This window comes from Nocardia otitidiscaviarum, assembly GCF_007362295.1.
In the GTDB taxonomy this organism is placed as follows: domain Bacteria; phylum Actinomycetota; class Actinomycetes; order Mycobacteriales; family Mycobacteriaceae; genus Nocardia; species Nocardia otitidiscaviarum.
This window is the reverse complement of sequence record NZ_CP041695.1, coordinates 6,398,871-6,412,112: the sequence shown is the minus strand read 5'-3', so window position 1 is coordinate 6,412,112 and position 13,242 is coordinate 6,398,871. Positions and strand designations below refer to the sequence as shown.

Annotated in this window: 13 protein-coding genes; 9 read left to right on the top strand and 4 right to left on the bottom strand. The window is 70.4% G+C overall.

From position 1 onward, the window contains the following. Positions 1 to 171: 171 nt before the first annotated feature. On the top strand, positions 172 to 1,380 hold the full coding sequence (locus FOH10_RS28730) for a 3-ketosteroid-9-alpha-monooxygenase, oxygenase component (RefSeq protein WP_143983024.1): 1,209 nt from the start codon (positions 172 to 174) through the stop codon (positions 1,378 to 1,380). After that, a complete protein-coding gene (locus FOH10_RS28725; protein WP_143983023.1) occupies positions 1,380 to 1,709 on the top strand; it encodes a hypothetical protein in 330 nt (109 codons plus the stop codon). The genes FOH10_RS28730 and FOH10_RS28725 overlap by 1 nt, the downstream gene beginning before the upstream one ends. Before the next feature lie 9 nt (positions 1,710 to 1,718). Here FOH10_RS28725 and FOH10_RS28720 read toward each other — a convergent pair whose 3' ends face one another. Next, positions 1,719 to 2,129, bottom strand: coding sequence for a cupin domain-containing protein (locus FOH10_RS28720; RefSeq protein WP_029925341.1), 411 nt, complete (start codon positions 2,127 to 2,129; stop codon positions 1,719 to 1,721). A gap of 130 nt (positions 2,130 to 2,259) precedes the next feature. After that, positions 2,260 to 3,312, bottom strand: coding sequence for a saccharopine dehydrogenase NADP-binding domain-containing protein (locus FOH10_RS28715; RefSeq protein WP_143983022.1), 1,053 nt, complete (start codon positions 3,310 to 3,312; stop codon positions 2,260 to 2,262). Between the two features lie 96 nt (positions 3,313 to 3,408). Between FOH10_RS28715 and FOH10_RS28710 the strand changes: the two genes are divergently transcribed. The 6 genes from FOH10_RS28710 to FOH10_RS28690 all read left to right on the top strand — a co-directional run bounded on the left by FOH10_RS28710 (position 3,409) and on the right by FOH10_RS28690 (position 10,485). After that, on the top strand, positions 3,409 to 4,326 hold the full coding sequence (locus FOH10_RS28710; protein ID WP_143983021.1) for an AraC family transcriptional regulator: 918 nt from the start codon (positions 3,409 to 3,411) through the stop codon (positions 4,324 to 4,326). Between the two features lie 89 nt (positions 4,327 to 4,415). After that, a complete protein-coding gene (locus tag FOH10_RS28705; protein WP_143983020.1) occupies positions 4,416 to 5,957 on the top strand; it encodes an ABC transporter substrate-binding protein in 1,542 nt (513 codons plus the stop codon). 449 nt (positions 5,958 to 6,406) lie between these two features. Further along, on the top strand, positions 6,407 to 7,333 hold the full coding sequence (locus FOH10_RS28700) for an ABC transporter permease (protein ID WP_244961414.1): 927 nt from the start codon (positions 6,407 to 6,409) through the stop codon (positions 7,331 to 7,333). 226 nt (positions 7,334 to 7,559) lie between these two features. Further along, positions 7,560 to 8,399, top strand: a complete 840-nt coding sequence (locus tag FOH10_RS28695) for an ABC transporter permease (protein WP_143983018.1) — start codon at positions 7,560 to 7,562, stop codon at positions 8,397 to 8,399. Beyond that, on the top strand, positions 8,396 to 8,569 hold the full coding sequence (locus FOH10_RS35060; protein ID WP_157533574.1) for a hypothetical protein: 174 nt from the start codon (positions 8,396 to 8,398) through the stop codon (positions 8,567 to 8,569). Before FOH10_RS28695 ends, FOH10_RS35060 begins: the two co-directional genes overlap by 4 nt. Continuing rightward, entirely contained in the window at positions 8,569 to 10,485 is a 1,917-nt protein-coding gene (locus FOH10_RS28690) for an ABC transporter ATP-binding protein (protein WP_221937890.1), read from the top strand. Before FOH10_RS35060 ends, FOH10_RS28690 begins: the two co-directional genes overlap by 1 nt. Positions 10,486 to 10,498: 13 nt before the next feature. On the opposite strand, the gene FOH10_RS28685 is transcribed toward FOH10_RS28690, so the two are convergent. After that, on the bottom strand, positions 10,499 to 11,251 hold the full coding sequence (locus tag FOH10_RS28685) for a DUF427 domain-containing protein (protein ID WP_143983017.1): 753 nt from the start codon (positions 11,249 to 11,251) through the stop codon (positions 10,499 to 10,501). A 221-nt stretch (positions 11,252 to 11,472) separates the two neighbouring features. On the opposite strand from FOH10_RS28685, the gene FOH10_RS28680 reads away from it, so the two are divergent. Continuing rightward, positions 11,473 to 12,870 carry an amino acid permease gene (locus FOH10_RS28680; RefSeq protein ID WP_244961413.1) on the top strand — a complete coding sequence of 466 codons (1,398 nt, stop codon included), beginning with the start codon at positions 11,473 to 11,475 and terminating at the stop codon, positions 12,868 to 12,870. Here FOH10_RS28680 and FOH10_RS28675 read toward each other — a convergent pair. Then, complete coding sequence (locus tag FOH10_RS28675; protein ID WP_143983016.1) at positions 12,867 to 13,112, bottom strand: hypothetical protein; 246 nt, start codon at positions 13,110 to 13,112, stop codon at positions 12,867 to 12,869. The two genes, FOH10_RS28680 and FOH10_RS28675, sit on opposite strands and share 4 nt — an antisense overlap. Between the last annotated feature and the right edge of the window lie 130 nt (positions 13,113 to 13,242).

The following is a 13,242-nucleotide window of genomic DNA, read 5'->3' as shown; positions in this document are numbered from 1 at the left end:
ATCGGGAACGTATTCGTCTGGGTTCGAGACTAGAACACGTTCCTATTCCGTGTCGAGAACACGGCGACTCCCGTGGTCGAATGGGGCTCTCGCCTGCTCATCGATCTCTGGCTAGCGCATAACCCCGACTATTTTGTAACGTGTTCTAGTACTTCCAGAGGAGGATGGACGATGGCAACAACCCCCCAGGGGCCCCGCGGAAAGGTCCGTGAGATCGACGTGGGCAGCATGCCCACCCGGTATGCCCGGGGCTGGCATTGCCTGGGCCTGGCCGACACCTTCCGCGACGGAAAGCCGCACTCGGTCAACGTCTTCGGAACCAAGCTGGTGATCTTCGCCGACAGCAGCGGCGAACTGCAGGTACTGGACGCGTACTGCCGCCACCTGGGCGGCGACCTGTCGATGGGCGAGATCAAGGGCGACGAGGTCGCCTGCCCCTTCCACGACTGGCGCTGGGGCGGCGACGGCAAATGCAAGGCGATCCCCTACGCGCGCCGCGTGCCACCGCTGGCCCGCACCCGCGCCTGGACCGCGCTCGAGCGCAACGGCCAGTTGTTCGTCTGGCACGACCACGAGGGCAACCCGCCGCCGAACGAGGTGACCATTCCCTACATCGACGGCGCGTTCATCGACGCCGACGGTAATCCGCTGGAGCGGATGAGCGACGCCTGGACCCCGTGGACCTGGCACACCATGCTGATCGAGGGCTCCAACTGCCGCGAGATCATCGACAACGTCGTGGACATGGCGCACTTCTTCTATATCCACTACGCCTTCCCGACGTACTTCAAGAACGTCTTCGAGGGCCACATCGCCACCCAGTACCTGAAGACCAAGGGCCGCCCCGATATCGGCTCCGCGGCCGAGGCCGGTGTGGACGTGCTGCTGGAGTCGGAGGCGTCGTACTTCGGGCCGTCGTACATGATCAACCCGCTGAAGAACATCTACAGCGGCTTCGAGGTCAACTCGGTCCTCATCAACTGCCACTACCCGGTCACGCAGAACTCCTTCGTACTCCAGTGGGGCGTCACCCTGGAGAAGCCGAAGGGGCTGCCCGACGAACAGGCGCAGGGCTTCGCCGAGAAGATGACCGACGGCATCAGCGAGGGCTTCCTGCAGGACGTCGAGATCTGGAAGCACAAGTCCAAGATCGACAACCCGCTGCTGACCGAGGAGGACGGCCCGGTCTACCAGCTGCGCCGCTGGTACGACCAGTTCTACGTGGACGTGGCCGATGTCGACCCGCGCTCGACGCAGCGCTTCGAATTCGAGGTCGACACGTCCAAGGCCAACGAGGCATGGGAACTGGAGGTCGCCGAGAACCTGCGCAAGAAGCGGGAGGCCGAGGCGGCCGCGACCACGCAGGAGGCGAACGTCTGATGACCAACTGGGCGAAGGCACCCGATTTCGCGGACAGTCCGGAGCGGCAGGCACTGGTGCGCGCCCAGACGGTCGAGGACAAGAAGCACTACATGGAGGCGGGCTTCACCCCGCTCGCCTGCCAGTCCTGCGGGACCGAGGTGCTGGTGCGCAAGCACAGCACCCACCAGAAGACGGTGCAGTGGACGGTCGACCCGGCCGCACACTGCCCGGTCTTCCGCCGCATGGCCGAAGCCGGGCCGATCTTCGGCAAGCCCGACTCCTGCCCCAATCTGGAGAAGACCATCGAGCACGCCGTGGCCGAGGGGATACTCGAGATCGATTCCTGACGTATTCGGCTAGTCCAGCCGGAAATCCGCGAAGTCGAAGCCCGGGGCGACCACGCAGCTCACCAGCACGTAGTCGTCGCCGAGCGGGCGGGCCGCCTGCGAGACGCCGCCGGGCACGATCGCCTGCGGTCGCTGGCCCCGCTCGACATCGGGGCCGAGGATGATCTCCTCGCCGTCGATGTTCAGCGCCAGCGGTCCGCCGCGATGCCACAGCCACAGCTCGTCCGAGGTCACCGTGTGCGGGGCGGACTTCTCGCCGGGCAGCAGCAGGAAGTAGATGGCCGTGGCGCTGGCGCGCGGTCCGCCGTAGCCCGGTGGCGTGAATTCCACCGGGCTGCGCCAGGTTTCCCGATACCAGCCGCCTTCCGGATGCGGGAGCAGATCCAGTTCGGCGGCCAGTGGCGGTCGGTCGTCGCTCATGCCCACCAATCTAGGCTCATGCCCGCCACGTTGAGGCCGCCGCGCTGGGCAGTGCCGCGCTGACGCTGCCGCGCTGGGCAATGCCGCGCTGACGCTGCCGCGCTGAGCCCCGCCGCATGACCGTCACCAACTAGCCCTCGATGCGCCACGTGATGCCGTGCGGCGCTAGCGCGTCCAGCACCTCCGCGGCGTCGAACGCCTCGGCCGGGGCCAGCGCGCCGGACTTGGCCGTTCCGGCGGTCAGCCGGACGCCCACCTCCACCGCCATGAGGGCGGAATCTCGGTAGGAGTCCACGCCGCTCACCACCCCGCGCACCCGCTCGCCGCGTGCCCCGAAAGCGTCCACCACCAGGTCGTAGCGCAGATCCGAACTCGGCTCGTCCGGCATGGCGGCCAGCGCCTCGGCGGTGAATCCGCTGAGGTGACCGAGGATTCGGGTATCGAGCGCACCGGCCACGTACGACACCTCGGAATGTCGGGGCACGGTCAGCACCGGCGGCTGCGCGAACTTCGCCACCTCGGTCGGGGCGCTGTCGCCGGGGAAGGTCATGGCGGTGTGGCGGGCGGTGGGCCCGGTGCGCAGTTCGCCGCCCTCGTAGTGCCAGCCGCCGGAGATGAACCAATCCCGGCTGGCCAGAATCGTTTTCGCGCTGCCCTTGGAGCCATTGCCACCACTGCGGCTCAGGTGGCTGATCACGATCTCGGCCGGGCCGGACACCCGGCGCGCGGTCAGATGGGACAGCAGATCGCCGGGCAGGTTGCTGTCGGTGATGCCGGAAACCACTGTGACACCGGCGGCTTCGGCGCGTGGCCCGTACTCGTCCAGGACGCGTTTCAGGAACAGCTGCTCCCCGGAGGTGTCGGTGTAGTGCGCGCCCGCGTCGATAGCGGCGGCCAGGATCGGTTCGCCGAGTTCGACATAGGCGGGCAGGGTGCTGATCACCGTGTCCGCTCCGGTGAAGGCGCGGACCAGTGCGGCGTGATCGCGCACCGCGGCGACTCGGATATCGGCGGCGGGGATTCCCGCCGCCGCGGCGGCGGCGCGCAGCCGGTCGGCATCGCGGCCGACCAGGATCGGGGTGAGCTCGCGGCGGCGGAGTTCGGCGAGCACGTATCCGCCGGTGTGGCCGGTGGCCCCGTAGACGGCGATGGTGGGCTGCGCGGTGCTGTTCGTCGATGTCATGGCACCGACGGTATTGCGTCGGAGTGAGCTTATGAATGGTTGTGAAGCTCAGATATATGTTCTTAACGCTCACTCGGTGAGCGCTATGGTGTAGCGGTGGACGTTCTCAGCGAGACCATCGCCGCCATCCGCACCGGCAACCCCACCTCCGGCATGTTCATTCGCCACGCACCCTGGGGGCGGCACTACCCGGTCATGCCCGGCGCGGGCTTCCACGTGATCCTCCAGGGCTCGTGCTGGCTGCTGCGGCCCGACGCCGAACCCGTCGCGCTCGGGGTGGGCGATGTGCTGCTCATGCCGCGCGGGGCCGATCACACGCTGGTCGACAGCCTGGACAGTGCGGTCACCGAGACGGCGCGCCCCGGCGAGCCGCGTGAGATCGCCGGGACCGGCGCGCGGACCGCATTGCTGTGCGGCGCTTACGAACTCGGTCGGCAGCGCAGCCATCCGATACTCGACGACCTGCCCGAGTTCATTCATCTGCCCGCCCGCCCCGGCCGCCATCCGGCGCTGCGCGGAGCCGTCGACCTGCTGGCCGCCGAGGTCGCCGAACCGCGGCCCGGCACCGATGCGGCCATTCCGGCACTGCTGGACACCCTGCTGCTGTTCTTCCTGCGCGCCTGGTTCGACGAGCAGGCCGAGGCTCGAACCGCCGGGTGGGCAGGCGCTTTCGCCGATCCCGCCGTCGCCGCCGCGCTGCGCGCCATGCACGCCGACCCCGGCCGCGCGTGGACGGTGCCCGAACTCGGGGCCGCCGCCGGGGTCTCGCGTGCCACGCTGGCCCGCCGCTTCACCGCCACCGTGGGTGAACCGCCGCTGTCGTATCTGACCCGCTGGCGTCTGCTCACCGCCGCATGCCTGCTGCGCGACACCGACACGCCCCTGGCGGCCGTGGCGCGCCGGATCGGCTACCGGTCCGAATTCGCCTTCGCCAAGGCGTTCAAGCGCGAATACGGCCTGGCCCCGGGGCAGTACCGGCGGGCCGTGGACAAGCCCGAGGTGATCGCGGTCTGAACGGCTGTGTCCCGGCCGACTTGTGTACGACAATCAAACAGGGTAGGCAAACCTAATCGTATTGTGTCGCCAGTCGAAACGAGGACGACGTGGATCTGTCCAGACGCCAGTTGTTCCAGGCCGGTGGCGGGCTCAGCCTCGCCCTGCTGCTCGCCGCCTGCGGCGGCACCGAAACCGATGCGCCGGTCGATGAGTCCGGACCGCCGCGGCGGGGCGGCACGCTGCGGGTGGGAGCGCTGGGGCGGCCCGGGGCCATCACCCGCGACCCACACGGGTCGCAGGCCAACGAGAGCGACTACCTGATTCTCAGCCTGCGTTACGACACCCTCACCGTGCCGGGCGAGAACACCATCACCGCACCGCGATTGGCCAGTGAATGGCAGGCGTCGCCGGACCTGAAGACCTGGCGCTTCACCATCGCGCCCGGTGCGACATTCCACGACGGCAAGCCGGTCACCGCCGCCGATGTCGTGTATTCGCTGCGGCGACTGCGGGAAACGCCCGCCGGGGCCTCGCGTCTACCGGGCATCCAGGCGCGCAATATCACCGCCGACGGCGACGGCACGGTGGTGCTCGTCTCCGACTACCCGAATGCCGAACTGCCGCAACTGACCCGGCTCACCACCTTCGTGGTGCCCGACGGAACCACCGATATCGAGAACGCATCGGGCACCGGGCCATTCGTGCTGGAGTGGTTCCGCGGCGGCAATGCCCGGCTGGTGCGCAACGAGAAGTGGTACGGCGGCGAGGTGCATCTCGACGCCATCGAGGTGAGCATTTTCGAGAGCCCGCAGGCCATGGCCACGGCGCTCATGTCCGGGCAGATCGACCTGGCGTCCAATGTGGGCGCGGTGGCGGCTCGAACGGCGGAGGGCCGCGGGGATATTCGCACCGTCCGGCGCGCCGACGACATGGCCATGCCCATTGTCATGCGCACCGCCGAGGGCAGCCCCTTCGCCGATCCACGAGTGCGGGAGGCGCTGCGGTTGGCCGTCGACCGCGAGGCCATGGTGGCCCAGGTGCTGTCGGGCTACGGCACCGTCGGCAACGACATCCTCGGCACCGGCGATCCGGAGTACGCCCGCGACATCCCGCAGCGGACCCGAGATCTCGACGCGGCGAAGAAGCTGCTGCGCGAGGCCGGATTCGACACCGCCAAGACCTACTCGCTGTACACCACCGAGGACATCGCCGGGCTGGCCGAATCGGCGACGCTGTTCGCCACCCAGGTCCGCGAAGCCGGGGTGAAGGTGGAAGTGGTCAAACAGGAGTCGGGCTCGTTCTGGGACGACACCTGGTTGAAAGGCGACCTCTACACCACCTACTGGGGCACCAACGACTCCGTCCTGTTCTTCGCCAGCAAGACCATGGTCTCCGACAGCGGGCAGAACGAAGCCGGTTGGCGCGATAGCGAATTCGACGACACCTACCGCACCGCCGTGGCGACCGCCGACGCCGGGGCGCGCGCGGACCTGCTGCGCAAGCTCCAGAGCATCCAGTACGACCGCTCCGGATACCTGCTGTGGGGCATGGCCGACGGCATCGACCTCGCGGGCTCGGCCGTCCGCGGCCTGCCGAAGCTCCCCGGATACGGAAGGGTGCAACTCGAAGGCGCATGGCTGGCCCGCTGACACCCCTCGACCACACCGCCGACCCGGACGAGCCGGGCCGGGCGGCGGTGCCGGGCTCAGCTGTGTCGGGCGCGGCTGTGTCGGGCGCGGCTGTGTCGGGTGGGGCTGTGTCGGAGTCGGTGTCTTCGGGCGGGATTGTGCCGGACGCGGCGGCATCGGCTGGGCCGGTGTCGGACGCGCTTGGGCAGTCTGCGCCAGGGGCGCAGGGTGGGCAAGCGCAGCCGCGCACCCCGGAGGCGGACTCGTCCTCGATGGCTGGTCCGGGCCGCGGGTCCGCGGCGGAGCACGGCGCGCTACCGGAACAACGGAGTCGGCGCCACGAAGGCGGCGATGGATCGTTTCGCTCGGTGCGGCGAGACGGGGGGTGGCGCACCGCGGGACGACCGGGCTCATGGCGTTCGGGTGCGTCCCGGGATCGCACGCCGGCGCATCCGCGACCGCTGCGCTGGGTGGGACGCGTCGCACTGCTCCTCGCCAAACGCGCACTGCTGCTGGTGATCCTGCTGGTACTGGTGTTCGTGACCGTCGACCTGCTGCCCGGTGATGCCGCGTCGGCCACCGCCGAACGGGGCGAGAGCGCCGCGGACGTCGAGCGGCGGCGGGTCATGCTGGGGCTGGATCGTCCGGTGCTGCAACGCTGTTGGGAATGGCTGAGCGGGCTGCCGACCGGGGACCTCGGTCTGTCGGCGCGGGGTGTGCCGGTGCGGGAGCTGGTGTCGGGGGCCTTCCCGAACACCCTGCTGCTCGGCGGGCTGGCGCTGCTGCTCACCGCCGTGGCCGCACTCGCCCTGGGCTGCTGGGCGGCGCTGCGCCCCGGCAGTCCGCTCGACCGCGCCATCTCCGGCACCGCCACCGCCATGCTGGCCCTGCCCGAATTCGTGGTGGCGGTGGCGCTGGTCGCGCTGCTCTCGCTCTGGGCCGGATGGCTGCCCGCCGTCACCATCACCGGTGCGGACGGCGGCCCGGCCAGCCCGGACATGCTCATCCTGCCGGTGCTGGCGCTCACCATTCCGCAGACCGGCTGGAACATCCGCATCGTGCGCGCGGCCCTCGCCGACGAGGCCCGCGAGCCGCATGTGGAGGCCGCCGTCCTGGACGGTCTCGCACCGTCGCGAATCCTGCTGCGCCACATGCTGCCCGGCGCGCTGCCCGCCATCGTCACCGGACTGGCCACCTCCACCGGCATGCTGCTCGGCGGGGCCGTCGTGGTGGAGGCCGTCTTCAACTATCCCGGCGTCGGCTCGGTCCTCGCCTCCGCCGCCGCCGACCGCGACGCACCCCTGGTGGCGGGCGTGACCGCGCTCGCCGGTGCCGTCATCACCCTCATGCTGCTCACCGCCGACCTGATCCGCGACGCTCTCGGAGGCCGCCGATGACTCGACTCCGGCCCGCCGCGACGGATACTGGTCACGCCGCGAATGCCGACCGCGCCCGGCTCCCCCTGGCCGAGGTCGGCTGCGGCGGGCGAGTTGTCCGCAGCAGGCCCGCTCCGGGGGCGCGATCGCACTCGGTTCCCGTCCCACCCGGCGGCGCGTGGCCGGTCGGCACCCTGAAGCGGCTCGGCGGCTCGGTCCTCCCCGGAGGGTCGGGTGAGGTCCGGTGATGCGCCCGCGCCCGGCCGCTGTCCGTCCTCGCACACGGCTGCTGTTCATCGCGCGGTTGCTGCCCGCGCTGGTGCTGGTGGCGGTGGCGCTGGCCGGGCCGTGGCTGGCCCCGCATCCCATCGACACTCCGGTGACCGGACCGTACGCCGAACCCGGCGGTGCCGCTACGCTCGGCGGCGATCTGCTCGGGCGCGATGTGTGGAGCCGGGTGCTGGCGGGGGGACGGGAACTGGTGGTGTCCGCATTGCTGGCCGCCGTGCTGGTCACCGTGGTCGCGGCCGGGCTCGGCGCGGTGAGCGCGCTGCGGCCGGGGTTCGGGCGGGTGGTGGACCGGACGGCCGATCTGCTGATCCTGCTGCCCGCCGTGCTCGGGCTGTTGCTCATCGCACTGTCATGGCCGGGCGGGGGAAGAGTGGCGATCATCACGGCGGCGGTGGTGCTGGGGGTGCCGTACGCGGTGCGGCTGGTGACCGGCGCGGCGGCCCCCATCGCGGCATCCGGCTACGTCGAGGCCGCCGCCGCGGGTGGTGAGCACCTGTGGCATCTGGTGTTCCGCGAGGTGCTGCCCAATCTGCGTGCCATTCTGCTGGCTTTGTTCGGGCTGCGGTTCGTGGCCGCCGTCTATATCGTGGCGACCGCGGGCTTCCTCCAGATCGGTCCGCAACCCCCGGCCGCCGACTGGGCACTCATGATCCGGGAGAACGGTCCCGGCGTCCTCCTCAACCCTTGGGCGGTGATCGCCCCTAGTCTGCTTATCGGGGTGCTCGCCATGAGCGTCAATCTCGCGGCGGCCGCCCTGGCACCACAGGTAGGACGAAAGGCGGTGAGCCTGCGATGAACTCCGCACGGCTACCCAAGCGGCAGCTCCAGACCGGCGACGAGATCACGCCGGAGCACGAGGAACAGACCCTCACCCTGCCCGCCGACGGCGCGGCGCCCGCGGATCGCCCCGGCCTCGCACGCGTCGTGCGCGCCGTCCAACTCGGTAGGGAGGCGACCAAACGCTGATGGCCGACGCCGGTCCCACCACACCGCCCGGCCGCCCCGCCGTGCGGGTGCGCAATCTCGCGGTCGCCGCGACGGACGGGCGGATGCTGCTGCGCGACGCGTCCCTCGATGCCGAGCCCGGTCGAGTCGTGGCGCTGACCGGACTCTCCGGCGCCGGCAAGACCACCCTGCTGCGCGCGCTCACCGGCATTCTGCCGCCCGGCACCACCCGCACCAACGGCACCGTGGAGGTGCTCGGCCACGACGTATTCGCCCTGGACACCACTGCTCTGCGCGAGCTTCGCCGCACCCGCATCGCCTTCGTGGGCCAGGATCCCGGCTCCGCCCTCAACCCGCGCATGCGCGTACGCGCCCTCGTCCGCGAACTCGCCACCGATCCGTCCTCGGTGACCGACCTGCTCGCCGAGGTCCGCCTCCCCACCGACCTCCGCTTCACCACCCGCCGCCCCACCGCCCTCTCCGGCGGTCAGCAGCGCCGCGTGGCCCTGGCCCGCGCCCTGGCCCGCCGCCCCGACGTCCTCCTGCTCGACGAACCCACCGCGGGCCTGCACCCCGAACTCCGCGACGACATCGCCGACCTGCTCCGCACCCTGGCCCACACCCGCGCCCTGGCCATCGTCCTCACCTGCCACGACCGCGCCCTGGTCGACCGCATCGCGGATGCCGAAGTCCACCTCGAATCGGGCGACCCCGCGGTCCATACCGGCACCCGCGCGGCTGACCGGGCCGTTCCGCCGTTCGTGGACGGCTCACCAGCGCCGACAGTGGACCGGTGCGCCGAATCAGGCCCCCGCCGTCGCGGCGGAAGCCCGAACCTCGACAACAGGCGGTGCGCCGCCGCTGTGGCGTCCACCGGCGCGCCTGCCGAATCACCCCGGCCTGCGGCAGCCGTGGCCGCCGCTGACGCCGACCGGCCGCGGCGAGAGGCAGTGCTGCCCGTTCGCTCGGATGATCCGGTGCCTTCCAACGGTCTGCCGAGCGGCCCGAGCGACTGCGGCCCGACCGCCGCGGCGACAACGGCCGCCGACGTCGACACATCGACCGAACCGGTTGCGACGGTCGTCGGCACGCAGGGCGACCCGAGCGGTTCCGGCCCGTTCCCGGCCGCTGCCCGCAGTGCCGTGCGTGGCGCGGAAGCCACTGCCGGGGTAGAGGATTCGCTGCTGGTGGTGCGAGGTCTGGAGGTGGTTTTCGAGAGCGGGCAGCGGGTGCTGCACGGAGTCGATCTCGCCGTCGGGGCGGGGCGGGCGGTGGGGATCGTGGGGCCGTCGGGGTCGGGGAAGACGAGTGTGGCGCGGGCGGTGGTGGGGTTGCATCCGCCCGAGCGGGGGACGGTGACGCTCGACGGGGTGGCGTTGCGTGGGGAGTCGCGGCGGCGGAGCCGGGAGCAGCGGCGGCGGGTGCAGTTGGTGCCGCAGTCGCCGCTGGGGGCCTTGAATCCGAGCCGGAGCGTGGGGGAGACGCTGGGACGGCCGCTGCGGCTGCATCGGCGCTGCGCGGTGGGGGAGCGCGCGCGGCGGGTGGCGGAGCTGCTGCGGCAGGTGGAGCTCGCACCGGATTACGCGCGGCGGTATCCGCACGAACTGTCCGGCGGGCAGCGGCAGCGGGTCGCCATCGCGCGGGCACTGGCCGCCGAGCCGGATGTGCTCATCTGTGACGAGGTGACCTCCGCACTCGACGACCGCACCGGCGCGGCGATCATGGACCTGCTGGCCGGGCTGCGCACGAGTCACCGGCTCGCGCTCGTGCTCATCGCGCACGATCTGCCGCTCATCGCCGAACGCACCGACACCGTCACCGTGCTGGACGCTGGACGCGTGGTCGAATCCGGCAGTACGGCAAGTGTTTTCGCCGCACCGGCGCACGAGACCACCCGCGCCCTGCTGGCCCCGGACGCGTTGACGCGAGCGGGTTGACGGCCGCCGCTGCTCAGCTGAACGGACTCGCGGGCCGGGCCTGCAACTCCCCGTCCACCCAGATGTCGACCTTCTCGTTGTAGAAGCACACCAGCCCGGCAACCTTCTGGCTCTCCGGCAGCGGCGTCGGGTACCCCCACACGATGTCCGGATACTCCCGCTCGCCGATCCGCACCGTCCAGTACGAGGCGGTCCCCTTGTACGGGCACTGGCTGGTGGTGTCCGACTCGCGCAGCAGATCCATGCGCACATCGGTCATCGGCAGGTAATACCGTGCGGGCAGCCCGGTTTCGAAGAGGATGCGCGGATTGCGGGAGTCGGCGACGGTGGTGCCGTCGATATCCACGCGGATATGGCGCGAGCTCGCGAGGACGTCCACCCGGCTGTAGGGATCGCGCGGGTGGACGTAGATCGGCTCGTCCTCCTCGAACCAGGCGTCCATGGCGTCGAAGTCCAGCCGCACCAGCTCCCGCAGTTCCGGTACGGGGGAGTCCAGGTAGCGCACGGCCGCGCCGAAGGCGGTGGCATTGTCGGCCAGCACGTCGAAGGCGGTGCCGTCGCCGAGTTCGGTGGAGCCGCGGGCGTCGCCGGACGGCTCGAGCTTGGCCGTCAGGTCGGCGGCGGGCAGATAGTAGGTGGGGTAGTGGGGGTGTTCCCACACCAGGACGGGATGGCGGGTGTCGGCGACCAGGTGACCTCCGAGATAGGTCCGCACGCGCTTGGCACACGGCTCGACGCGGACCCCGCTCCGATTCGTCTCGCTCATACCTTCCGACGCTACGCCGAATTCGTTTGCGCCCGCCCGGCTCCGGCCGTCGGCGCACCTCGGGGACGTCGGATCACCCCGCTCCGCCCTGCCGAGTTCGGGACCGCGAACGGCGGGTCCCCTCGGCGGCCGAGCTCACACCTCGGGTTCTGGTCGCATGACCAGGGCCGATATGGTGTAGCCGCAACATTCGAGCAACAACCCAGAAGGTGGCGGTCAGAGTGACGGTGCCGATCACACAGGAGCGGGAGGGGCTGCGGCCCGGACTGCGGCGACGTCATATGACGATGATCGCCATCGGCGGCGCGATCGGCGCGGGCCTGTTCGTCGGCTCCGGCTCGGTCATCCGGACCGCCGGACCCGCGGCGGTGCTGTCCTACGCGGCGGCCGGGCTGCTGGTGCTGTGCGTACTGCGGGCGCTGGGCGAGATGGTGGTGGCCCGCCCGGTGGCCGGATCGCTGGCCGAGTACGCGCGCATGTCCATGGGGCCGTTCGCCGGATTCGTGGTCGGCTGGCTGTACTGGTACCTGTACGTCATCCTGGTCGGCGCGGAGGCCGTGGCCGGTGCCGCGATCCTCGGCGCATGGGTCGAGCTGCCGCAGTGGGTGCTGTCCGCCGCCCTGCTGGTGATCATGACCGCCGTCAATCTGGTGTCGGTGAAATCCTTCGGCGAATTCGAATTCTGGTTCGCCTCCATCAAAGTCGTGGCCATCGTGCTGTTCCTGGTGCTGGGCGCGGTGTACCTGTTCGGGCTGTGGCCCGACGCCGACGGCGGCCTGCACAATCTGACCGGGCACGGCGGCTTCGCGCCCAACGGCGTCACCGGGGTGTTCTCCGCCATCGTGGTGGTGATGTTCGCCTTCGGCGGCACCGAGATCGTCACCGTGGCGGCCGCGGAATCCAAGGAGCCTGGCCAGGCCGTCGCCCGCGCCACCAACAATGTGCTGTGGCGGGTCGGCCTGTTCTATGTGGCCTCGATCTTCCTCATCGTCTGCATCCTGCCCTGGAACGACGCCGAGGTGTTGCAGAGCCCGTTCGTCAGCGCCCTGGACCACATGGGCGTTCCCGCCGCGGGCACCATCATGCAGGTGGTCATCCTGACCGCCGTGCTGTCGGTGCTCAACTCGGCCATCTACGTCTCCTCCCGCATGCTCTACGTCCTCACTCGTGACGGCGACGCCCCCGCCGGTCTGGTGAAGGTGAACAGGCGCGGCGTCCCCGCCCGCGCGGTGCTGCTCGGCACCGTCGCCGCCTGGGGTGCGGTCATCGCCTCCTACGTCTCCCCGGACCAGGTCTTCACCTTCCTGGTGAACTCCATCGGCGTGGTGCTGGCCTTCGTCTACGTAGCGATCATGTTCTCCCAGCTGAAACTCCGCTCCCGCCTGCGCCGCGAGGACCCCTCCGCCCTCACCTACCGCATGTGGGGCTACCCCTACCTCAGTTGGCTCGTCATCTCCGCCATCGCCATCGTCTTCATAGCGATGGCCCGCAACCCCGACCAGCGCAACCAACTCCTTGCCTCCACCATCAGCCTCCTGGTGGTGGCCGCCCTCTACCCCCTGCGCGCCAAGTTCGGCAGCAAGCCCCCGACCCGCGAGGTGGAAGTCCTGCACCATTAGTCGTGGCGGCGTATGTCGGGTTCGTCATCGGGATCGTCCGAACCCCGCCCGATCGGTTCGGACTTCCCCGGCCCGCCGAAGTCCTCCTGGATAACCGTTCCCGGCGGTACACCCCCGTACCCCAAGGTCGCGAACGGATGGTTGAACTCCCCGCCACCGATCCCATACCGCTTGATCTTCCGCCGCCGCAACCACAGCAGCCAGATCGGCGCTAACGCCACCACTACCGCCATGATCAGCACAACCCACGCTCCGCCGTCCATAGCGAACCCCTCTCGCCGCCGGGTATACCGTCCTGCGGAGATTGTGCGGCACCGCGTTCCGGAAGACCCGCAACCGCGCTGCGTCACGAGGGTGGGAACGGCCACAGGG

Excerpts from the sequence above, each read along its gene's own strand:
- FOH10_RS28730 (WP_143983024.1), top strand. The coding sequence starts at position 172 with ATGGCAACAACCCCCCAGGGGCCCCGCGGAAAGGTCCGTGAGATCGAC.
- FOH10_RS28725 (WP_143983023.1), top strand. The coding sequence starts at position 1,380 with ATGACCAACTGGGCGAAGGCACCCGATTTCGCGGACAGTCCGGAGCGG.
- FOH10_RS28720 (WP_029925341.1), bottom strand. The coding sequence starts at position 2,129 with ATGAGCGACGACCGACCGCCACTGGCCGCCGAACTGGATCTGCTCCCG.
- FOH10_RS28715 (WP_143983022.1), bottom strand. The coding sequence starts at position 3,312 with ATGACATCGACGAACAGCACCGCGCAGCCCACCATCGCCGTCTACGGG.
- FOH10_RS28695 (WP_143983018.1), top strand. The coding sequence starts at position 7,560 with ATGCGCCCGCGCCCGGCCGCTGTCCGTCCTCGCACACGGCTGCTGTTC.
- FOH10_RS35060 (WP_157533574.1), top strand. The coding sequence starts at position 8,396 with ATGAACTCCGCACGGCTACCCAAGCGGCAGCTCCAGACCGGCGACGAG.
- FOH10_RS28690 (WP_221937890.1), top strand. The coding sequence starts at position 8,569 with ATGGCCGACGCCGGTCCCACCACACCGCCCGGCCGCCCCGCCGTGCGG.
- FOH10_RS28685 (WP_143983017.1), bottom strand. The coding sequence starts at position 11,251 with ATGAGCGAGACGAATCGGAGCGGGGTCCGCGTCGAGCCGTGTGCCAAG.